At 69.6% G+C, this 19,772-nt stretch carries 21 protein-coding genes; 8 read left to right on the top strand and 13 right to left on the bottom strand.

Annotation, left to right across the window (positions count from 1 at the left end; all coding sequences use genetic code 11):
• The first annotated feature begins 156 nt into the window (after positions 1-156).
• Positions 157-1,020 carry a sensor domain-containing diguanylate cyclase gene (locus CURTO8I2_RS14225; protein WP_159681905.1) on the top strand — a complete coding sequence of 288 codons (864 nt, stop codon included), beginning with the start codon at positions 157-159 and terminating at the stop codon, positions 1,018-1,020.
• Between the two features lie 52 nt (positions 1,021-1,072).
• Here CURTO8I2_RS14225 and CURTO8I2_RS14230 read toward each other — a convergent pair whose 3' ends face one another.
• On the bottom strand, positions 1,073-1,681 hold the full coding sequence (locus CURTO8I2_RS14230; protein ID WP_159681906.1) for a LysE family translocator: 609 nt from the start codon (positions 1,679-1,681) through the stop codon (positions 1,073-1,075).
• A 156-nt stretch (positions 1,682-1,837) separates the two neighbouring features.
• Here CURTO8I2_RS14230 and CURTO8I2_RS14235 point away from each other — a divergent pair, with 156 nt between their 5' ends.
• The gene (locus CURTO8I2_RS14235) at positions 1,838-2,278 is read left to right on the top strand and encodes an FKBP-type peptidyl-prolyl cis-trans isomerase (RefSeq protein ID WP_159681907.1); all 441 of its coding nucleotides are present in this window, start codon (positions 1,838-1,840) and stop codon (positions 2,276-2,278) included.
• 91 nt (positions 2,279-2,369) lie between these two features.
• Here CURTO8I2_RS14235 and CURTO8I2_RS14240 read toward each other — a convergent pair whose 3' ends face one another.
• On the bottom strand, positions 2,370-2,960 hold the full coding sequence (locus tag CURTO8I2_RS14240) for an NAD(P)H-dependent oxidoreductase (protein ID WP_159681908.1): 591 nt from the start codon (positions 2,958-2,960) through the stop codon (positions 2,370-2,372).
• 187 nt (positions 2,961-3,147) lie between these two features.
• Complete coding sequence (locus CURTO8I2_RS14245; protein ID WP_201295562.1) at positions 3,148-3,906, bottom strand: class I SAM-dependent methyltransferase; 759 nt, start codon at positions 3,904-3,906, stop codon at positions 3,148-3,150.
• Between the two features lie 218 nt (positions 3,907-4,124).
• On the opposite strand from CURTO8I2_RS14245, the gene CURTO8I2_RS14250 reads away from it, so the two are divergent.
• From CURTO8I2_RS14250 to CURTO8I2_RS14265, 4 genes are all read left to right on the top strand, one after another.
• Positions 4,125-5,162: a hypothetical protein gene (locus tag CURTO8I2_RS14250; RefSeq protein WP_159681909.1), complete on the top strand. Its 1,038-nt coding sequence runs from the start codon at positions 4,125-4,127 to the stop codon at positions 5,160-5,162.
• A 133-nt stretch (positions 5,163-5,295) separates the two neighbouring features.
• A complete protein-coding gene (locus tag CURTO8I2_RS14255) occupies positions 5,296-6,075 on the top strand; it encodes an FHA domain-containing protein (RefSeq protein ID WP_159681910.1) in 780 nt (259 codons plus the stop codon).
• 189 nt (positions 6,076-6,264) lie between these two features.
• Complete coding sequence (locus tag CURTO8I2_RS14260) at positions 6,265-7,686, top strand: DUF1800 domain-containing protein (RefSeq protein ID WP_159681911.1); 1,422 nt, start codon at positions 6,265-6,267, stop codon at positions 7,684-7,686.
• 1 nt (position 7,687) lies between these two features.
• Entirely contained in the window at positions 7,688-8,833 is a 1,146-nt protein-coding gene (locus CURTO8I2_RS14265) for a DUF1501 domain-containing protein (RefSeq protein WP_159681912.1), read from the top strand.
• A gap of 151 nt (positions 8,834-8,984) precedes the next feature.
• Here CURTO8I2_RS14265 and CURTO8I2_RS14270 read toward each other — a convergent pair whose 3' ends face one another.
• From CURTO8I2_RS14270 to CURTO8I2_RS14305, 8 genes are all read right to left on the bottom strand, one after another.
• The gene (locus CURTO8I2_RS14270) at positions 8,985-9,263 is read right to left on the bottom strand and encodes a hypothetical protein (RefSeq protein ID WP_159681913.1); all 279 of its coding nucleotides are present in this window, start codon (positions 9,261-9,263) and stop codon (positions 8,985-8,987) included.
• Positions 9,264-9,452: 189 nt separating this feature from the next.
• Positions 9,453-9,854, bottom strand: a complete 402-nt coding sequence (locus CURTO8I2_RS14275; RefSeq protein ID WP_159681914.1) for a hypothetical protein — start codon at positions 9,852-9,854, stop codon at positions 9,453-9,455.
• Positions 9,855-9,865: 11 nt separating this feature from the next.
• Positions 9,866-10,237 carry a YajD family HNH nuclease gene (locus tag CURTO8I2_RS14280; RefSeq protein ID WP_159681915.1) on the bottom strand — a complete coding sequence of 124 codons (372 nt, stop codon included), beginning with the start codon at positions 10,235-10,237 and terminating at the stop codon, positions 9,866-9,868.
• 71 nt (positions 10,238-10,308) lie between these two features.
• Positions 10,309-12,420, bottom strand: a complete 2,112-nt coding sequence (locus CURTO8I2_RS14285; protein WP_201295563.1) for a CHASE2 domain-containing protein — start codon at positions 12,418-12,420, stop codon at positions 10,309-10,311.
• 43 nt (positions 12,421-12,463) lie between these two features.
• Complete coding sequence (locus CURTO8I2_RS14290; RefSeq protein WP_159681916.1) at positions 12,464-13,075, bottom strand: OmpA family protein; 612 nt, start codon at positions 13,073-13,075, stop codon at positions 12,464-12,466.
• Between the two features lie 2 nt (positions 13,076-13,077).
• The gene (locus CURTO8I2_RS14295; protein ID WP_159681917.1) at positions 13,078-13,521 is read right to left on the bottom strand and encodes a FecR family protein; all 444 of its coding nucleotides are present in this window, start codon (positions 13,519-13,521) and stop codon (positions 13,078-13,080) included.
• A 326-nt stretch (positions 13,522-13,847) separates the two neighbouring features.
• Complete coding sequence (locus CURTO8I2_RS14300) at positions 13,848-15,503, bottom strand: sensor domain-containing diguanylate cyclase (protein WP_159681918.1); 1,656 nt, start codon at positions 15,501-15,503, stop codon at positions 13,848-13,850.
• Between the two features lie 175 nt (positions 15,504-15,678).
• Complete coding sequence (locus tag CURTO8I2_RS14305) at positions 15,679-16,407, bottom strand: hypothetical protein (protein ID WP_159681919.1); 729 nt, start codon at positions 16,405-16,407, stop codon at positions 15,679-15,681.
• Positions 16,408-16,936: 529 nt separating this feature from the next.
• Here CURTO8I2_RS14305 and CURTO8I2_RS14310 point away from each other — a divergent pair.
• Entirely contained in the window at positions 16,937-17,266 is a 330-nt protein-coding gene (locus CURTO8I2_RS14310; RefSeq protein WP_159681920.1) for a hypothetical protein, read from the top strand.
• Positions 17,267-17,314: 48 nt separating this feature from the next.
• Here CURTO8I2_RS14310 and CURTO8I2_RS14315 read toward each other — a convergent pair whose 3' ends face one another.
• Both CURTO8I2_RS14315 and CURTO8I2_RS14320 read right to left on the bottom strand, forming a co-directional pair.
• On the bottom strand, positions 17,315-17,968 hold the full coding sequence (locus CURTO8I2_RS14315; protein ID WP_159682136.1) for a hypothetical protein: 654 nt from the start codon (positions 17,966-17,968) through the stop codon (positions 17,315-17,317).
• 127 nt (positions 17,969-18,095) lie between these two features.
• Entirely contained in the window at positions 18,096-18,365 is a 270-nt protein-coding gene (locus CURTO8I2_RS14320; RefSeq protein WP_159681921.1) for a hypothetical protein, read from the bottom strand.
• A 538-nt stretch (positions 18,366-18,903) separates the two neighbouring features.
• Here CURTO8I2_RS14320 and CURTO8I2_RS14325 point away from each other — a divergent pair.
• Positions 18,904-19,596 carry a transposase gene (locus CURTO8I2_RS14325; protein ID WP_159681922.1) on the top strand — a complete coding sequence of 231 codons (693 nt, stop codon included), beginning with the start codon at positions 18,904-18,906 and terminating at the stop codon, positions 19,594-19,596.
• The last annotated feature ends 176 nt before the right edge of the window (positions 19,597-19,772 follow it).

The following is a 19,772-nucleotide window of genomic DNA, read 5'->3' on the forward strand; positions in this document are numbered from 1 at the left end:
GCGCGCGGCGCACAGGATACGCGCGACGCACGCGTCCCGAACCCGGCCGGCGGCGCGCGCGCGGCCGACCGGCGGTCGCGGCGGACCGACGTGTCGCGTTCCGCCAGTGCGTGCACTCTGGCACTCTGGCCGCCGCCGACTGCCTGCCCACCCGCGATGACGCCGACTCTGCCGATACCCGCCGAAATCCTCGACCTGCTGCCCGATGCGGTGTGCGTGGTCGACCAGGACGGGCACTACCTGTTCGTCAGCCAGGGCTTCGAGCGCATTCTCGGCTACCGCCCCGACGAGGTCCTCGGCCGTCGGACCTTCGAGTTCATCCACCCCGACGATCGCGACGACACCCGGCAGCAGGCGGTGCAGGTGATGTCGGGCATCGCCCAGCGTCACTTCCGCAACCGGTATCTGCACCGCGACGGGCATGCGGTGGACATGCTGTGGTCGGCCAACTGGCATCCGGCGCATGGCGTCCGCATCGGCGTGGGACGCGAAGTCACCGAGCTGCGGCGGGTCGAACGCGAACTCGAACACCTGGCCGCGCACGACGCGCTGACCGGATTGCCGAACCGCTATCGACTCCAGCAGACGCTGGAGCGTGCGCTCGCGCAGGCGCGCGTCTCGGGCGACGGCCTGGCGCTGCTGTACGTCGATCTGGACGGCTTCAAGACCGCGAACGATCTGGGCGGGCACGAAGCGGGCGATCGCCTGCTGCAGGACGTCGCGGCGCGCCTGACGGAATCGCTGCGGCATGGCGACACGGCCGCGCGTGTCGGCGGCGACGAGTTCGTGATCGTGCTGCCCGCGTGTCGCGACGCGGAGGCGGCACGCCATGTCGCCGACGCCCTGCGCACCCGCTTGCGCATGGTCTACCGGCTGGCGGAGCGGCCGTTCCAGCTCGACGCGAGCGTCGGCATCGCCTGGTGCCCGCGCGACGGCAGCGACGCCGCGACCCTGCTCGCCCACGCCGATCGCGAGATGTACGCGGTCAAGCGCCGCGTGACACGTCCCGACGCAGCGTGATCACCCGCCGGGCGGTCCGGATGCGGACGCGCCGGATCAGGTGGCCGGTGTCCTAGGCAAACGCGGCATAGAAGAACCAGCCCGCCACCCCGATCATGCCCAGTGCCAGCACACGGCGGACGGGCTGCATCCGCTCGGGCCGGGACAGCGCGTGGCGCAGACGTCCGGCACCGAGCACCAGGCCCAGATGCACCGCCGTCGCCACGCCCACGCTGATCAGGCCCAGCAGCAGGATCTCGCGCAGCGGGGCGTCGGGTCCGGACAGGAAGCGCGGCACCACGGTGAGAAAGAACAGCGCCGCCTTGGCGTTGAACAGATTGATCGCCACGCCCGCCCACAGGATCCGCTGCGGTGCGAGCCCGGCGACGTGTGCGGCCGACGCGTCGGTACTGGCCTGCCAGCCGCGCCAGGCTAGCCAGAGCATCATCAGGCCCGCGGCCACGCCGACCCAGGTGCCGATCGCCGGGACATTCACCAGCAGCGCATTGAGACCCAGGCTGGAAAGCGCGGCGTTGAGCGTCAGTCCGATCGCGACACCCGCAATCGCCATGAGGCCCGCGCGTCGGCCTTCCGCCAGCGTCAGCGAGACCAGCCAGGCCATGTTCGGGCCGGGCGTGATCTCCACCAGCAGAACCGCAAGCGTGAAGCCCAGCCAGTCCACCGCACGTCTCCCGGGGCCGGACCCGTCCGGCGACGCCAGCGTAACCGCTCCCGCGGCGCTGGCCCGCCGCAATTCGCGACCAGCCGCCCGGCCCGATCGACGCAGGCACCGAGGCTCTATCCTGCAGCTTCGATCCCGTTGCCAAGGCTGCACGCCATGATCCGCACACCGCTCCGCCGCATCGCCCTGCTGTCCGTTCTGCTGCTCGCCGCGTGCGGCGGTCCGCCGCCCTACACCGGCGGTGACGTGGCCGAGCTGCAGCGTATCGATCGGACGGTGGGTGCGGGCACGCCGGCGACGGTGGGTGACGCGGTCAGCGTGCACTACACCGGCTGGCTCTACGACCAGAACGCGCCCGACAGGCGCGGCGCGCAGTTCGACAGTTCACGCGATCGCGGACAGCCCTTCACGTTCGAGCTCGGCGCGGGCCGCGTCATCCGCGGCTGGGACGAAGGCGTGGCCGGCATGCAACCGGGCGGCACGCGCGAGCTGCACATTCCCGCATGGCTGGGCTACGGCGATGCCGGCGCCGGCCGGGCGATTCCACCCGGCGCGTCGCTGGTGTTCGAGGTGGAGTTGCTGGAGATCCGGCAGTAACGGCGCGGGCGGATCGCCGGCTGCGCGCGTCCGGTCTCGTGGCGCGCCGGCGGTGCGAGCGTGCCCGGCGCATCATCGCGCGGCCGCCGTCTCAGTAAGGCGGCGGCCGGCGTGTCTTCTGCGCGCGCGTCGCCTCGCTCCACCAGGTGAGGTCATCCGCGAACCGGGCAAAGCTTCTCTCGAGCGACTTGCCCGCCGGTCCGACCGGCTGCCCGTCGGTGTCGAGCGTGTCGCCGATCGGCCCGACGGTGACGGTGCTGGAAATCACCACCATGCCCATCTCCGACAGCGTGCCGTGCCAGGCGACGTTCGCGCGCGCACCGGCCAGCCGTCCGGCCGAGTAACTGACCACGCCGGCGGGCCGCCAGAACCATTCTTCGAGGAAGTGATCGGTGAGGTTCTTGAGCCCCGGCTGCACGCCCCAGTTGTATTCGCCGGTGACGAACACGAAACCGTCCGCATCGCGGATCTTGCGCGCCAGCGTCTCCATCGCGTCCGGCGCTTCGCCATCGGCGTATTCCTTGTACATGCGGTCCAGCATCGGCAGGTCGACCGCCTTCGCATCCACGAGTTCCGCATCGCAGCCGCGCGCCTGCAGCGCCCGCACGCAGTAGTCGGCCAGGCGGATCCCCATGCGATCGGCACGATAGGACCCGTAGAAGACGAGGATGCGTTCGGCCATGGCAGTGCTCCGGAAGCGGGACGGAAAGCGGTTGCGCCGATCATCGCATCACGGTCCGGATGCCGTGTGCAGGCGTCGCGTCGGCGCGTCGGGCCGCGACGCCATGCACGCATCGTGGCTTCGGCATGTCGTGATCGCGTGGTGGAGCCCGGTAGTGCGCTGTGACGCGCTGACCGGATGGCGCCGCTCAGCGCTTGCGGAACACCACGACGTGCTGCCATGGCAGGGTCTCGGCAGTGCGCGTCCATTCCAGCGCATGCAGTGCGGCCTCGCGGCGGATCTGCGCTTCACTCATCTTGTGCAGCGGCTTGATCGGCACGGCGTCGTCCTCGGCGCGGTATTCGACGAAGACCAGACGCCCGCCCGGCCGCAGCGCACGCACCAGTGCGTCGAGCACCTCGTGCGGGTATTCCAGCTCGTGATAGACATCGACCATCAGCGCCACATCCACCGATTCGGGCGCGAGGCCCGGGTCGGTCACGCTGGCCTGGACCGGCTTCAGGTTGGCGAGTCCCGTTCGGGCAGCGGCCTGCGTGAGCATCGCCACCATCTGCGGCTGCACGTCGACCGCATAGACCGTTCCGCCGGGTGCCACCCGCGGCGCGATGCGACGCGCGTAGTAACCGGTGCCCGCCCCGACATCGGCGACATCCATCCCCGGTTCCAAGGCCAGTTCCTGCAGCAGCAGACTGCCGCGCTCCTCGCGCTCGCGTGCCTCGCGCTCAAGCCAGGCCGCGCCCTGCCAGCCCATCACCGCCGAGATCTCGCGGCCCTGGTAGGTCTTGCCGATGCCGTCTGCGCTGGGACGAACCGCGCCATAGACCGGCGCAGCGTCCGATTGCGCGGTGGCCGGCGCGACCGGCACCGGCGGAGCGGGCGGCTGCGAGCAGGCCGTGCCGACACCCAGCAGCAGCATGAAGACGACGGCGGTCGGGCGCTGGTGCATGGCAGGTTCCTGGCGTGGGCCGTGATCGACACGCAAGCCTAGCCACCGTACGCCCGTCGGCGTGTGACGCCATCGCCGTCTCGATGCGCATTGCGTTGCCGCCGTGCACCGGGCCGCACAGGTCCCGGCGCGGCCCGCATGACACCGCTGGTCGCGGCACGAGTTGCCGCGGCGTGCGCGCACTTGCCACCATGACCGGTTTTCCGCGAGGAGATGTCATGCCCGCAACGCGTCTGCTGCTGTCCGCCGTGCTGGTGCCGCTCATCCTTCTGCCCGCGCAGGCCCGCATGCCGAGCCGGCACGCCATTGCCGAAGACTGCGCCGCTGCGGCCGAACGCGCACCCGCGGCCATCCGTCCCGCCACCGGGATCTATATTCTCGAGCGCTTCGAAACGCTCGACGACGTGACCGCACAGCCCGTCGCATCGCCGCTGTCACCGGACGAGGCGCTGGATCCGGCCGCGCTGGGCCAGGCCGCGCTGTCCACCCTCGGACATCGGATCGCCCGCGACATCGAAGCCGAGATCGAGGCCAGCTCGCGGCTGAGCTGGGTGGAGGTAGACGCCGACGCGCGCACCGTCGTCGTCGTCGGCACTGCGAAGTCCGGGCCGCGCCGCGCGGTCTTCACCCCGGATTTCAGCTGTCTGGTGCCGCAGGAGCCGGACACCGCACCGATGCGCATCGAGCACGTCGACGCGGATCGCTTCGGGATGCGGGTGCGCGCGTTCGCGACGCACCGCCTGACCTGGCGCCGGGTGGACGCGGACAGTGCGGCGCTGGCGGACGTCCGTCGGCTGCGCGACGCGGCCCAGGCGTCGGTGCGCGCGTCGGACGCATCCCATCAGGCCCCTCTCGACACCCTGCGCCGCGCGCCGCGCACGCTGACCGCGCGCGCCACGCTTGCAGCCGGGCAGCTGATCATCGCCCTGCCCCCCGGGTGGCAGCTGCGCGCGCAGGACGGTGGCTATCGCGTCGTCGGCGCGCCCGGCACGATCGACCTGCTGGTGGATCCGGGCGCTGCAAGGATCGAGACACTGGAACGTGAGATGGAGACGCGCGCGACCCCGACCATCGCGACCGACGACGGCGTACGCATCGTGCGCGGGACCGGTGGGATGTCTCACGTCCTCGCCCGCACGCATCTGCAAGCGCACACGGTCGTGCTCACGGCGCGCGTCGAGGACGCGGCACTGCCGACGGTGATGGCGATCTGGCGCAGTCTCGCGCCTGCGGCGGGGGATCCGCCCGACGCCTGAGCGGCATGTATCGATGATCGATGGCTGCGCGTGCCACGGACCTGCGCGTCGACCACATCGACACGCCCGCACCGGTGGCAGAATACGCGCCGATGTCGGCGCTCCCGCCCGCATCCGTTCGCGGGGGGCGACGATGAAACTGGTGTTTTCCAATGGCGCGCATGGCCAGATCCTGTTGCGCGCAGGCGTCAACCGGATCGGCGCCCTGCCCGGCAGCGCCGTGCACCTCACCGACGACGGCATCCGTCCGCTGCACTGCGAGATCCACGTCACCGATGCCGGCGCCAACCTGCAGGTGCCCGCCGGCGGCGGACCGGTGTCGATCAACGGGCGACCCGTCTCCGATCTGATGGCGCTGCGCGCGGGTGACGACATCGACATCGGCGGCGTCATGGCGACCTTCGCCCCGCTCGCGCCCGCGCAGGTCACCACGGACGCAGCGCCACGCGGCGACGACGACATCGGCGCCACGCGCGTGCGCGCCGCGCTGCCCCGTTTCGTGCTGCGCGGCGAATCCGAGGCCGTGGCGGGCAAGCTGTTCCCGGTCACCGGCGCCGTGGTCATCGGCCGCGCGCCCGAGTGCGACATCACGGTCCACGTCGACGAGATTTCCCGGCGCCACGCGCGGGTCAAGCCGGTCGGCGACGGCCTGTCGGTCGAGGATCTCGACTCCTCCAATGGCACCTATATCAATGCGGGCCGCGTGCAGCAGGGGTTTCTCGGCCCCGGCGACGAGCTCCGGCTCGACGCCGTGCGCTTCGTGCTCGTCGCGGCGGGCATGGATGCGTCACCTTCGCCTACCTCCATCGATGCAACGCCGCGTCCGCGCTCCGCGCTGCGAACCTGGGGGCCGGTCGTGCTGACCGTGGTGACGGTGCTGGTGATCGCTGCGCTGACACTCGCCCCGGGCTGACGCCGGCGCGGCCCCGCGGCAGCGATTGCCGGCCCACGAACGCAGCGGCCTGGGGATGCATGCAGCGAGCCCGGACCGCCCAGCGACCCGGACCGCAGGGCCGCGGGCTGAACGCGGCCCCGGTGGCGTCAACCGCAGGCCCGCGCCCGCGTTGTCAGTCCGTCGACGCAGAACATCCCGGAGTACGGCATGCCCACCGCCGATGCAGTCAGCGCTGCCAACAGGTTCGGTCTCGGTGCACGCCCGGGCGAGCTTGAGCAGATTCGCGCGCCACAGGACTGGCTGCTCTCCCAGCTCGAGCCACGGCCCATGGCCGACGTCCTCGCCGCCTTGCCTGCCAGCCTCGACTACCTGCGCGAAGAAGCCAGGCTGCAGCGACAACGTGCGCAAACGCGACAGGCGAAGCGCGCCGGCGCTGGCAGCGATGCGCCTGGCGACGCGCAGGCAGTGCAACAGCAGAACCGCCGCCTGTACCAGCAGGCACAATCACGCGAACTGGCGGCGCGCTATGCCGCCGCCGTCGATAGCGAGCGCGCGTTCGCGGAACGGCTGGTGCACTTCTGGTCGAATCACTTCGCCATTTCCGTCGACAAGCGCACCGCGGCCCTCTACGCCGCGCCAATGGAGCGCGAGGCGATCCGTCCGCATCTGACGGGCCGCTTCGGCGACATGCTGCTTGCAGTGGAAACGCATCCGGGCATGTTGCGATACCTCGACAACGTGCAGTCGGTCGGCACCGGTTCGACGCTCGCGCAGCGTGCGCGCAGGCGGCAGGCCAAGCGGGCACCGGGCCTCAACGAAAACCTGGCGCGGGAAGTCCTGGAACTGCACACGGTCGGCGTCGACGGCGGCTACACGCAGGCCGATGTGACCGAACTGGCGCTCGCGATCACCGGCTGGGGCGTGCCGCGTCCGCAGGAGTTGGCGCAAAGCGGTGTCGACGCCGCGTTCGCCTTCCGCCCGCTCGCCCACGAAGGCGGCACCCGCACGCTGCTGGGGCAGTCCTATGCCGATGGCGGGCTGGAACAGGGGCAACGCATGCTAGCGGCGCTGGCCGTGCATCCCGCCACCGCCCACCACGTCTCGTGGAAGCTGGCGCGTCACCTGGTCAGCGACACGCCACCACCCGCGCTGGTGGATGCGATGGCCCGCACCTGGCGCGAGACCGGCGGCGCCCTGGCCGCGGTCTACCGCACGCTGGTATTGCACCCTGCCGCGTGGGGCGCGCAGGCACGCAAATTCAAGACACCCGACGACTTCGTCGTCTCGGCGATCCGCGCCGGTGGCACGCTGCGCCGGGCGCAACCGCGCGCCCTGTTCAATCTGCTCACGCGTATGGGGCAGCCGCCGTTCACGCCGCGCTCGCCGGCGGGATTCGCCGATGCGGCCGACGAATGGAGTGGACCGGATGCGCTGTGGAAACGGGTGCAGGCGGCCGAAGCGTTGTCCGAGACGCTGCCGGAGGATCGCATCGATCCGCTGGCGGCCGCGCGCACCGTCTTCGGTGACCGCGTCGACCCGGCCACGCTCGATGCGCTGCGTCGCGCCGAATCCGCACGCGACGGACTGGCGCTGCTGTTCGCGAGTCCCGCCTTCCAGTGGAGAAGCTGAGATGCCGATCACCCGACGCCATTTCCTCGGCAGTGCGCTGGCCGCAGCCGGCACGGCCACCACGCTGACCCTGTGGCCCGCGCTGGCACAGGCGAGCCCCGGCGAGACGCGACTGCTCGTGGTCCTGCTGCGCGGCGGACTGGATGGCCTGCACATGGTGGTGCCACGCGGTGACGCCGATTACGCGCGTCTGCGCGGCGCACTGGCGCCGGAGGCAACGCTGCCACTCGATGGCAGCTTCGCGCTGCATCCTGCGTTGGCATTCGCCCACGGCCTGTATGCACAGGGACAGCTGCTGCCGGTGGTGGCGATCGCACCGCCCTACCGGGAGCGTTCGCATTTCGACGCGCAGGACTGCGTGGAAAACGGCACCGGCCGTCCCGGCGGCGCGTCCACCGGCTGGCTCAACCGGTGCGCAGCCGCGCTGCACGGTGGCGATGCGTTGGCGGTCAGTACGGTGATGCCGCTGATCATGCGCGGGCCGGGGCCTGCCACCACGTGGTCGCCGCCGCTGCCCGAAGACGTCAATCCCATCCTGCTGCAGCGGCTGCAGAGCTTGTACGCGGACGATCCCGTGCTCGCGCCCGCCTTCGAACGTGCCGTCGCAATGCAGGGACAAGCCGGCGAAACGAGCCCGCGCGGAGCGCGACTGCCGCAGGCGATGACCGCGGCCGCCGGCTTCATGGCCAAAGCGGACGGCCCGCGCATCGGCTTCGTCGAGGATTCGGGCTGGGACACCCACGCCGGTCAGGCGCAGGTGCTGCAGCGCAAGCTGGCCGAACTCGACGCGGGCCTGCGGGCATTCCACGCCGGCGCCGGCGCGATCTGGGGCCGCACGGTGATCGCGGTGGTGACCGAATTCGGCCGCACCGCCGCGGTCAATGGCACCGGCGGCACCGATCACGGCACCGGCGGCATGGCCCTGCTGGCGGGCGGCGCGGTAAGTGGCGGCCGCGTGGCCGGCGACTGGCCGGGACTGGCGAACCATGCACTCAACGAAGGCCGGGACCTCCAGGCGACGACCGACCTGCGTGCACTGTTCAAGTCACTGCTGGCCGGCCACCTGCAACTGACGGAATCCGCGCTCGAAACCCGGGTGTTCCCCGACAGCCGCAGCGTGCGCGCGATCGACGGCCTGCTCGCCTGAGCGCGCAATGCATGTTCCCTGGGCACCGGTCCGGAGACACAGCTGTTCTCTGGTCATAGCCTGAAGCGCATGGCCACGCGGGCTCGCGCGTCCTTCGCCGTCGCACGCAGGTCCACACGTGGCCGCGTGCGTCTGATCGCGCTTCGGGCGCTCAGTCACGGCCGAGACGTCGCGCAGCCGCCGCCGCATCCTGCACCACGCGGAGATAATCCGCGCGGGCCTTCGGTGCCTGCGCCGCCAGGGTGTCCAGGCCCCCCACATAGGCGGACACCAGGTTCGAAGCGTTGTACTGGTCGGCCATCTCGGCCATGGACCGGGCCACGGCATCCTGCAGATGGAAGTGCACGTTGATGCCCTTCTGGGCCTCGTTGGCGAGATCGACGACGCGCATCAGATGCGGCGTCACCAGACCGACGACGGTGGCTCTCATGCGTTCGACCCTGTAAGCGTTGTGGAAGGACGCACAGGCTACGCAAACACGAGGCGGCAAACCGGGGCCGGCGTGCACTTTCCGGCACCTGCCGCGCCACCCGCTGCAGTTGCGCAATCGTCCTGGATCCGCATCGTCCAGGCGCCGCGACGGCGGCGCCGGCGCGCATGCCCTTGCCGACGCCTCGCCTCAGCCGGCCGCCACCGGCGCCAGACGATGCGCGGCGTCCGCGCAGACCACCACGACGTCCTCTTCGTCCGTAGCAGCGGCCACGAGCTCGACACGCGTGCCCACCGCGAGGGCTTCGACATCGACCGGCGCGGCCTGGCACAGGTTCCAGCGCGCCGGCAGCTGCACCTGCAGCCGTTCCCGGTCGACGGTGTCCACTTCCACGATGGCGCTGCCGTCGTAGGTCCAGGGCTGCGTGTCGATGGACGCGACGACGCCCGTCGTCTGGATCAGGCCGCATTCCGCTCTTGCGGGATCGCTCGATGTCGTACACGCCACCACGCAGGACGCCGCCGTGAGTGCGAGTCCGCGCGCCAGATGGGCCGGGTACGGGAAGATCGCGCGTGGATTGCCGAGTGCCATGTGTGTGCTCTTCAGGCGCCGCGCTTCTGGAGCCGCGCCTTCAGATCCGCGAACGGGTTGGACGTGGCCGCGGCGGGCGCGTCCTCCGCGTTGCCGGCACTGACGCCGGTGTAGTCGAGCTGGCGGGCGTGTTCGTTGTCGTGGCAGTACACGCACAGCAACTCCCAGTTGCTGCCGTCGGCCGGGTTGTCGTCGTGGTTGTGGTTGCGGTGATGCACGGTCAGTTCACGCAGGTTGGCGCGGGTGAACTCGCGCGTGCAGCGGCCACAGATCCACGGGTACATCCGCAGCGCGCGCTCGCGGTAGCCGGCATTGCGCTGCTCGGCGCTGCGCCGGGCTTCGGCGACGATGCGGTCGAGTCGGGTCTGGTCGATGGTCGTCATGGCCGGAGTCTATTCGCACCTGCATCGACGCGCAGATGCGGTGTTCCCGCACCGGGCGCCGCGCCTGGTGCCTAGTCCTGGACCGCGAGCGCCGGCGACGCGAAGCCCGCGCCTGCTTCGATGCCGTCGTAGAACGCGTCACTGCCGACATGGGCGCCGCCGCCCGCCGCGGCTGCCGCGGCGTCGTCACGGAACTCGCCGGCGATGCGGACAATCGTCTCCTCTATTTCGAAGAACGCGTCGAGCACCACCGGGTCGAACGTCGTCCCGCGCAGCGCGTGCATCATCGCCATCGCCTGTGCGTGCGGGAACGGCGGTTTGTAGCAGCGCCGGTTGACCAGCGCGTCGTAGACGTCGGCCACCGCCATGATCCGGCCCGACAGCGGAATCGCCGGGCCTTTCAGGCCGGCCGGGTACCCCGAGCCGTCCCACTTCTCGTGATGCGTGGCGGCGATCTCGGCCGCCACCGACAGGAAGTTGTCGCCTTCGATGTGGCGCGACGTGCTGAGGATGATGGTGCGGCCGAACTCCGCATGCCGGCGCATCAGCACCCATTCCGCCTCGGTCAGCGGACCCGGCTTGAGCAGGATGTGGTCGGGCACGCCGACCTTGCCGATGTCGTGCAGCGGCGCCGACAGGAACAGCAGGTCGATGTAGGCGTCGGTCAGCACGTCGACGTAGCGGCCGGTGTCGCGCAGGCGCTGCGCGATGGCGCGCACGTAATGCTGGGTGCGCTTGATGTGCGCGCCGGTCTCGGGATCGCGCGTTTCGGCGACCGCCGACATCGATTCGATGGTCACCTGCCGCGCATTCTCGAGCTGCCGGCGCCAGCGGCGCGCATGTCGCTGCTGCGCCCAGACGCGGATCGCGGAAGCGGTCAGCAACACCGTCGCCGCCACGAGTGCCGGCGCCGCGACCGGCAGCACCAGGCCCAGCATGTCGAAGCCCACGAACGCCAGCGCACCGAGCGCGAGCATCACACCGAGCGTCACGATCGCCACCGTCAGCAGATTGCGCCCTGCGACGAGCAGACCGCCCTGCAGCAACGCGATCAACAGTCCGAAGGCCAGCGCCGCGCCGGCGCCCCAGGTCGGCGATCGCAGGACGCGTCCGTCGACGATGTTCTGCATCAGCGCCGATTGCACTTTCGAGCCCGAGAACGTGCGGCTCAACGCGGTCACGTGCCGGTCGCCGAGCCCCACCGCCGACGAGCCGATCACCACGATCTTGTCGCGCAGCGCCTGCGGCGCAAGCCGGCCCGCGAGCACGTCCACCGCCGGCACGCTGGCATAGCGCGCCGGCGGACCGTCGAACCGCAGCAGCGCATGCCCCCGGCGATCGATCGGCACCACGTGCGGGCCGATGACGAGCGACGCGCCATCGCGACCGCGCACCACCTGTCCGGACGACACGCCCAGCGCCTGCATCGTCGTCGCCAGTGCCAGACTGGGCTGCAGCACACCGCGGTATTCGATCAGCAGCGGCAGGCGCCGCAGCACACCGTCGCCATCGACCTGCATGTTGACGAACCCGCTGACGCGGGTCTGCGCGCCGATCGCGTCGACGTTGTCGAGAACGCCACGCGCGCTGTCGAGATCCAGTGCGTCCAGCGCACCCTCGAAGCCCACGCCGGGCCGCGTGGGCGCGGTCTCGCGGGTGGCGTGGTCGAAATAGAAATAGCGCGCGCCGACGACGCCGGCATCGGCCATCGCCTGGCCCAGGTAGCCGTCGTTGTCGAGCAGGCCATCGGGTACGCCGGTGATCGCGACATCGAGGCCGAAATCGCGCTGGAAGGTCTTCTGGATATCGGCCAGCGACACCCGGTCCGCCTCGGGCAGCAGCACGTCGAGCGCGATCGCCGACGGGCGTTCGGCGGCGATGCGCTCGACCAGTGCCGCCAGTCGATACCGTGGCCACGGCCACTGCCCCACGGCCGACAGGCTCACGTCGTCGATATCGACGACGACGGTGCTGCTCGGCGCCGGCGACGCGGTCGCCGTGGCGCGCATCATCGTGTCGAGCAGCGCGTTGTCGAGCCGCGCGACCGGCGCAGCGCGCAGCAGCCCGGCGACACCGATTGCCAGCGCCATCGACACACCCAGCACCAGCAACAGCAGGTCCTGCCGGCGACTCTGCGCGGCCCCGATGCCCGGCGGCTGCGCGCGTGCGTCTATGCGGCGCATCGGACGCACGCCGCGCGACGGCAGAGCCGAAGGGCCGTCACGCTCACAGGATCAGGATCTCCGCGCGCCGGTTGCGCGGCTCGGGCTTGCCGGGCGGCGTGGGCACCAGCGGCGACTTGTCGCCAAACCAGTCCAGCTGCATCGGCAACGCCGGATCGATCTGGCGCAGCAGCGCAGCCACCGCGCGCGCGCGTTCCGCCGAAAGCTGCAGGTTGTACGCAGGCGCGCCAGCGGAATCCGCATAGCCGAACACCGTCACTTCCGTCGGCAGGCGGTTGCGCACCGCGGCCAGCACCTCGGGCAGCATCCGCCGGGATTCGGGCGTGAGCTCCATGCTGTCGAAGCGGAAATTCAGCACGAAACTCAGCGGCGGCGTGGGCTGCGCATCGAGCAAGGCGCGATGTTTCGCCTCGAAGGCCTCGCGCGTCTCGGCCCTGGCCTGCGCCGGCGCTCCCGACGTGCCGGCGTCGACACGGCCGTAGGCCTGGTCGAGCCGCTGTTCGCCCTGTGCGTTGCGCACCACCACCGCGCCCACGTTGCCGTCCTGGTCGGGCAGCAGGGTCACGCGCGTGGGCGCGGCGGAACACGCCGACAGCACGGCGGCCAGCGACAGCAGCGCCAGTGCGCGCCAGCGACCACGACAGACATGCCGCATGCTCAGTTCGCCTCGATCAGGAAGCGCGTGCCGCGCACGCCCACCGTGGCCTGCGGCGTTTCCACCTGCACCGATTCCGGCGCCAGGCGGCCGATCTTGCCGGACTCGTAGATCGCCGAGCCCTGCCCCATGTAGACCGAGAACGCATACCGGTTGGCCTTCGGCTCGAACACGTAGTCGCGCACGTGGACATCCGCACCGCCGCCGAGCGTGAGCATGGTGCCGTCGCGGAACACGATCGATGCCGTCGCGCCCGGCGCCGTCACGATGCGATCGGCGATCTGCAACTGCGTGCCTGCTTCCGCCGCGCGCGTGGCGCTGGCCTGCACGATGCTGACGCCGCCGGAAACGGCCTTCATCAATCCCACGTGCTGATCCGCCGCCGCAACCGTCCACGCGCTGCACGCCAGCCCGACCGCGGCCAGCAACGCCCATATCTTCGACATCGAAGTTCCCCTGTTCATGTGTGCGCCCGCCCTGCGGCAGCGCGTCCAGCAGTCCCGCAGTGCCGGATGTCCGACGCCCTGCAAAGACCTTATGAAAACGTTAACGGCTGCGAGAGCGGATGCTACAGCGGCGATTTGTGAAGATCGCTTCACACCGTCATGCACGTTCAGGCACAACCCGGTCACCACGCCGCGAGACGATTTCCGAAGCCAAATGCAGTGCGCCGATCTGCACGGCGCCCGAGCACGACCGCGCGCGATTGCCACGACAGAACGCGCCATCTGGCGTCCATCGTTTCGCAATCAGGCGCACCGCGCCGCTCCGGTCAGGACGCGATCCGCGCACCCGGCGCAGCGGCATCGCGCGGTGACGTCCCCGCCACGAAGACGCTGAGCCCGCTCGACTGACGTTTGGCCTGGTACATGGCCGCATCCGCCGCGCGCAGGTAGTCGTCGCCGGTCACCAGACCGGCATCGCTGCACACCAGACCGACGCTTGCGCCGGCACGCACCGTCAACGTCTCGATCGCATAGGGCGCCGCCAGGGCGGCGGCGATCTGCTGACCGCGCGCGGCGGCATCGACGGGGTCGACCGATTCCAGCAGCACGTTGAACTCGTCGCCGCTCATGCGCGCCACCAGATCGACCGCGCGCACGCAGCGTTCCAGCCGGCGTGCGACCTGTTGCAGCAACTGGTCGCCGACGTGGTGGCCGTGGGTGTCGTTGACCGCCTTGAAGCCGTCGAGGTCGAGCATCAACACGGCGAAGCGCGTGTCGACACCGCCTGCGGACGCGCCATCGGCGTGCAGCGCAATCGCGTGCTCCAGCCGGGCACGGAACAGCGGCCGGCCCGGCAGGTTCGTCAGCGCGTCATAGGAACTGCCGCGCTCGGCCAGATCGCTCAGCGAGCCCGCCATCCGCACCGCGACGCCGTCCTCGAACCGGGCCACGCCGCGCCAGTTCACCCAGACCAGCCGGCCCGAGCCGTGCCAGGCGCGGAAGTCGACGGAAAAGTTGGGACGCTCGCCCGACAGATGTCTGCGGCACGCCGACTGCACGCGGTCGCGGTCGTCGGGGTCGATGATCTGTCGCAGAAAGCGCCAGCCGTCGGCGTGCACGTGCCCGGCGTCGTCGAATCCGAGAATCTCGTGGAAGCGCGCCGACACATGCAGCACGTCCGTGCGCAGGTCCCAATCCCAGATGCCGTCGTTGGACCCGCGCGTCGCCAGCGCGTAGCGCTCGTCGGAGCGCAGCAGTTCGAGTTCGGCGGTCTTCTGCCGGGTGACGTCGATCATCAGGCCGATCATGCGGTTCGGCCGCCCCGCCTCGACCACCGTGCGGCACAGATCGCGCACCCACACGACCTCGCCGGTGCGCGTGATCAACCGGTAACTCATTTCGTAGGCGTAGCTGTGCGTGGCGTCGTAGGCGGCATCGTCGATCGCCAGCGCCGCCGGCAGATCGTCGGGATGCACGCGCGAGCGCCAGAACCCCGGATCGGCGCGCCACTGCTCCACCGTGAAGCCGAACAGGCGTTCCACCTGTGGGCTCAGGAAGGTGTTGCCCACGCCGCGCTCGGCTTCCCAGACCACGCCGTCGATCGTCTCCAGCAGTCGCAGGAAGCGCTGCCGCACCTCCACCAGCACTTGCTCGGTGACATCGGTGATCTCGATCAGCACGCCCTGGCGGCTGAGCACCCGGTCCGCCGCATCGGTCTCGGGTTGCAGCTGCAGCCGCATCCAGCGGTAGTCACCCTCGGCGAACCGCAGCCGGAACACCGGCATGCCGGAGCGCAGCGTGCCCACGTCGTCGGGATGCACGAACCCCAGCAGCGACTGCCCGACCGACTCGCCCACCGTGTGGCCCGTGCGCGTCTGCCACGCGGGATTGAGATAGGTGATCGTCCAGACCGCGTCCGTCTGCACCACCGCATCGGGCAGCAGCTGCAGCAGGTGTGCGGCGGGTGTGGGGACGGCGGGCATGAGGGCGATATGGTCACCGAAGCGCGAGCGGCCGGTCCAGCCTCGGCGTGCAGACCGGAGCGCAACTGCCCGCAACCCCACATCGATGGTTGCGCGTTCCGATGCGCGTCCAGCTCGATGTCTGCGCCGGCAGTCGTGTCCGGCGCGATGCGACGCGTGCGCGGCGTCGCATCCGTCAGTCTTCGACAGCGCTGATGCGGCCGTCTTCGATTTTCCAGAGACCGTTCTCCATGGTGGAGACATAGAACGGCTTGCTTTTCCAGAGACTCCAGAACACATGGATCTCGGTCGGCGTCGGATCGAGCAGATGCGTCACGATCATGCCGACCGAGTCGGGTGCCGGATTCAGATCGATGCAGCTGCGCGTATAGGGGCGCCACGCGGTCACGACATCGCCTTCGGTTTCCACGCGATTCGAGCCCCCAAGCCGCACCAGGCCTTTGGAGGGCCGCGGAATCAGAAAGACGACCCACTGCGCCTCCACGCTCGACGGCAACACCACCGTGTCGTAGGCCTCGCCGCAGCGCGGCGATTCGAAGCCCAATGCGGTCGTTCGGGCCTGTGCGGCCGCCCGCTCGTTCGGGGACAGCTTGGCCGGCTCCGGCAGCGCTTCGACCGGCGCGTTAAGGACGCCTTCGGCCGAGACCGGCGCGCGATAGAGCGCAGCGGACGCGTCGTCCAGCACGGTGACGTGGATCTGACCGCCATACCCCAGGGTGATCTCGCCTGCCACGCGGTCGTCCGCGCGCATGGCCGGGTCGGCCGCCATGGCCGCACGCACCGCTTCGATCGCGCGGTAGTGCGTGTGGATCGTCCGGCCTGACACTTCGGCCGTTGCATTGGCATCCGCGTCGCTGATCGTTGAATCATCGCGGGCAAGCGCCGGCCCGGCGATCAGCAGCACGCTGACCAGCACCGCCCTGCACGCGTGTCGGCTGACGGAGGCACAGGCCTGTGCAACCGGACACCAGGCGCGCGGCGAGGCCGTCGCAGTCGTCTCATCCACGCAGGCTGAAGCCTGCTGCCTTGCAGCGTGCCGCGTTTGCATGTGTGCCCCCACGCCGGCCCCAATCCGACGACGCCCCGACTCTATGGGGAAAGCAGGCGGGCCACCAGCCCCGAACGAAAGGCGATGCATCGACCGAATGGTGCCGGCCCACTGCCGGTCCATCGCGCGCACCGTGCCGATCCCTCGGTGGATTGACCGGGTTCTCGCCCAGGCGGCAAGCTCGGGCGATGCGATACACGCTGGTCCAGACATCGATGTGGAGTGCGTTCGTCCTCGACATCGTCGACGGGCACGGTCGCAAGATGGGCGAGATCCGCTCGCCGACCGTGTTCCAGTACAAGAACGCGCGCTTAGGTGGCATCCGCCCGGCTCGACGGCGGGCAACGTTGGGTTCGCGTTCGACGGCGTCGATTACCAGGCCTGCGTGGAACTGCTGCGCAGAAGCCGGCATCCCGAGGTCCGCTACACACTGGAGCGCCAGGGCGAGATCCTGGCCAGCGTGGACGTGCTCCCGATGCCGTGGCGACGGTTCCCGGACGTGCGCGTGCGGCTGCCGATCCAGGCGGAGTGCGAACCCCAGGGCCGCATGTGGAACCGGCGGTACGCACTGCGTTCGGCGCATCGCCCGGTCGCCACCGTGTTCCACCCCCATCGCTTCACCCTGCGCACGCAACTGGCGGTGGACATCGCACCCGGGGAGCCGGTGCTGCCGCTGGTCTTCGCTGCCTACGTGATCAAGGAAATCCTGTACTGATCCGCCATTGCAGGTGGGCCCACGCGACGTCCGTGGGCCTTGCTCGAATCAGTCGTCGTTCTTCGCCGCCTCTCGGGCCTGCGCGAATTCCGGGAAGGTCTCGGCCATCGAATCCTTGTCCGGCAGGATATAGAACACGCCGCCCTTCTCGAACGTCGTGCTGACGACCTGCTCGTAGAACGTGGGCGCGACGTTGATGCACCCGTGGGTCACGCGATTGTCGTCGGGCGTGGGCGATGCCAGGCGCTCGTCGCGTCGCTCGGCCGGAAGGCCGCTGGCCGTGGGGTGCATCGAGACGGCGGAATCGTAGTCCACCCAGAGCACGCGCCCGGCGTCGATCGATGGACCGTATCCGCCGACGAAACGACCGGCCGGCGTGGTGCGATCCCGGCCCGGAATCTCGCGCAGCGCAAGACCGGCGATACCGGGCGCTGCATGGTCGCCGACCGCCGACCCGAACAGCCCGGGGGCAGCGCCCCGCAGCTTGCCGTCGCCGCCGAACACCAGCACCTGCGCGGCGGCCTTGTCGATCACCGCAAACGGATAGCCCTGGTTGTCATTGGCGGCGATGACCCAGCCGGCAAGCTCGATCACCGCGTCGGACACGTCCTGGCCGGACGGCAGCTGGTCCGAGGCGATCACGGTTTTGGCGGCGTCCTCCTGGGCTGCAGCGACGCCAACGCTCGCACTGGCCAGCGCCAGCAGCAGCGCACCGTGGAAAACCCGCATGGCAGGGTGTGTGGACCTGGCGATGGGACAACTCCTCGAAAGAACGGGCAATACACCGGGACCCGTGGCCCGAAGGCCCACGGGTCCCGGTCCGATCAGATCAACCGCGCGGCGTGCGGCGCGGCGCCGTTTCCAGCTGCTGGACGCGACGTTCCATCTGATCCAGGCGCTGGTTGGCCTGCGTCGCGGACTGGTTGGCGGATTCCGCGCTCTGGGCCGCGCCCTGCACCCGCGAGTCGAGGGTGTCGAGGCGCGTGTCGATGCGGGCGAAGTCGTCCTTGTAGGTGGCACAGCCACCAAGTCCCACGGCCGCGACCAGCGCCACGCCGACCATTTGTGCCGTCTTCTTATGCTGTTGGATGAGCGACATTTCAGTTCTCCTGCTTCGGGGGAGTCCGGAATATAGCGGCGTTTTTGCCGCGGATTTCGTGCGCCTTCAGGCGAAATTGGAGTACATAAACGAGATGTGAAATTCACCGGATGGCCGACCTAGGGCGTGCCCTAGATGCCGGGAATAACGGGTTGTGATGCGAATTTCGGACAGCCTTCTGATGAGGTCAGGCCCGCTTCGCCGACGCGGCGATCGTTCGATCCGCCAGCGGGCTGCAGTTTCAGCCGGAGGCAGAACGGTGCCAGGTTCACTTTCCCGAGATCGCGGCGGGCTTCGACGGGGGCCTAGGCGCGTCAAAAGCTGACCACATGCGTTCTCATTGCCGAGCGATGCTGTCGGCATGGGCCGCACACCGCGATTCGATCTGCCGGGCGTTCCGCAGCACATCGTGCAGCGTGGAAACAACGGCAGAACGGTGCCAGGTTCACTTTCCCGAGATCGCGGCGGGCTTCGAAGAGGGCCTGCGCGCGTCAAAGGCTGACCACATGCGTTCTCATTGCCGAGCGATGCTGTCAGCATGGGCCGCACACCGCGATTCGATCTGCCGGGCGTTCCGCAGCACATCGTGCAGCGCGGCAACAACCGCCTGCCGTGCTTTCTCGATGACCGCGACCGGCTGGACTATCTCCACCTGTTGCGGGAAGCGCTGACGGCGACGGGCGTGCGGTTGCACGCCTATGCGCTGATGGACAACCACGTCCACCTGCTGGCGACGCCCGGTGGCCCCGGCGACCTGAGCCGGATGATGCAGAAGTTCGGACGGCAGTACGTCGGCCTGTTCAACGCGCGGCATCGCCGCACCGACACGTTGTGGGAAGGCCGGTACAAAGCCTGTCTGATCGGCGACGAGCGCTACCTCCTCGCCTGCCAGCGTTACATCGAACTCAACCCGGTGCGCGCTCGCATCACTGACGATCCCCTCGCCTATCGCTGGTCGAGCTGCGCCGCCCATCTGGGACAGCGCATTGGCTCGATGCTGACGCCCCACCCCGCCTGGCTCGCGCTCGATGCCAATCCGGTCAGCCGATCGAAGATTTGGCGCGACCTGTTGGATGAAGCACTCACCGATGAGCAGCTTGTCGAGATCCGGGCCTACCTCCAACAACAGCGCGCCTGGGGACGGGACGATTTCCGCGCAATGGTCGAAGCCAAGACCCGCCGCTTCGCAGGCACGCGTCCTGCGCATCGCCCTTCAAAGCGGGATAAGTGAACCTGGCACCGTTATCTTCTCGATTGGCAAAGATCAATCTGGGTAAGAGCCCGGATGAATCAGACCTCTTATACAGAATAGATGAATTCGCAGCACTGCAAGGCCAAGGGTTACCAGCTTGCGAGCTCGCTTCCCGCCTCGTGGATAAGATGAAGACCCATGCGGCCACCTTACTT

This window comes from Luteimonas sp. 9C (assembly GCF_902506295.1).
Classification (GTDB): domain Bacteria; phylum Pseudomonadota; class Gammaproteobacteria; order Xanthomonadales; family Xanthomonadaceae; genus Luteimonas.

Coding starts and splice junctions, on each gene's coding strand:
- CURTO8I2_RS14325 (WP_159681922.1), top strand. CDS start 18,904: ATGGGCCGCACACCGCGATTCGATCTGCCGGGCGTTCCGCAGCACATC.
- CURTO8I2_RS14245 (WP_201295562.1), bottom strand. CDS start 3,906: ATGCACCAGCGCCCGACCGCCGTCGTCTTCATGCTGCTGCTGGGTGTC.
- CURTO8I2_RS14290 (WP_159681916.1), bottom strand. CDS start 13,075: ATGCGGCATGTCTGTCGTGGTCGCTGGCGCGCACTGGCGCTGCTGTCG.
- CURTO8I2_RS14320 (WP_159681921.1), bottom strand. CDS start 18,365: ATGTCGCTCATCCAACAGCATAAGAAGACGGCACAAATGGTCGGCGTG.
- CURTO8I2_RS14240 (WP_159681908.1), bottom strand. CDS start 2,960: ATGGCCGAACGCATCCTCGTCTTCTACGGGTCCTATCGTGCCGATCGC.
- CURTO8I2_RS14255 (WP_159681910.1), top strand. CDS start 5,296: ATGAAACTGGTGTTTTCCAATGGCGCGCATGGCCAGATCCTGTTGCGC.
- CURTO8I2_RS14295 (WP_159681917.1), bottom strand. CDS start 13,521: ATGTCGAAGATATGGGCGTTGCTGGCCGCGGTCGGGCTGGCGTGCAGC.
- CURTO8I2_RS14300 (WP_159681918.1), bottom strand. CDS start 15,503: ATGCCCGCCGTCCCCACACCCGCCGCACACCTGCTGCAGCTGCTGCCC.
- CURTO8I2_RS14250 (WP_159681909.1), top strand. CDS start 4,125: ATGCCCGCAACGCGTCTGCTGCTGTCCGCCGTGCTGGTGCCGCTCATC.
- CURTO8I2_RS14235 (WP_159681907.1), top strand. CDS start 1,838: ATGATCCGCACACCGCTCCGCCGCATCGCCCTGCTGTCCGTTCTGCTG.
- CURTO8I2_RS14275 (WP_159681914.1), bottom strand. CDS start 9,854: ATGGCACTCGGCAATCCACGCGCGATCTTCCCGTACCCGGCCCATCTG.
- CURTO8I2_RS14225 (WP_159681905.1), top strand. CDS start 157: ATGACGCCGACTCTGCCGATACCCGCCGAAATCCTCGACCTGCTGCCC.
- CURTO8I2_RS14265 (WP_159681912.1), top strand. CDS start 7,688: ATGCCGATCACCCGACGCCATTTCCTCGGCAGTGCGCTGGCCGCAGCC.
- CURTO8I2_RS14260 (WP_159681911.1), top strand. CDS start 6,265: ATGCCCACCGCCGATGCAGTCAGCGCTGCCAACAGGTTCGGTCTCGGT.
- CURTO8I2_RS14285 (WP_201295563.1), bottom strand. CDS start 12,420: ATGCGCCGCATAGACGCACGCGCGCAGCCGCCGGGCATCGGGGCCGCG.
- CURTO8I2_RS14270 (WP_159681913.1), bottom strand. CDS start 9,263: ATGAGAGCCACCGTCGTCGGTCTGGTGACGCCGCATCTGATGCGCGTC.
- CURTO8I2_RS14280 (WP_159681915.1), bottom strand. CDS start 10,237: ATGACGACCATCGACCAGACCCGACTCGACCGCATCGTCGCCGAAGCC.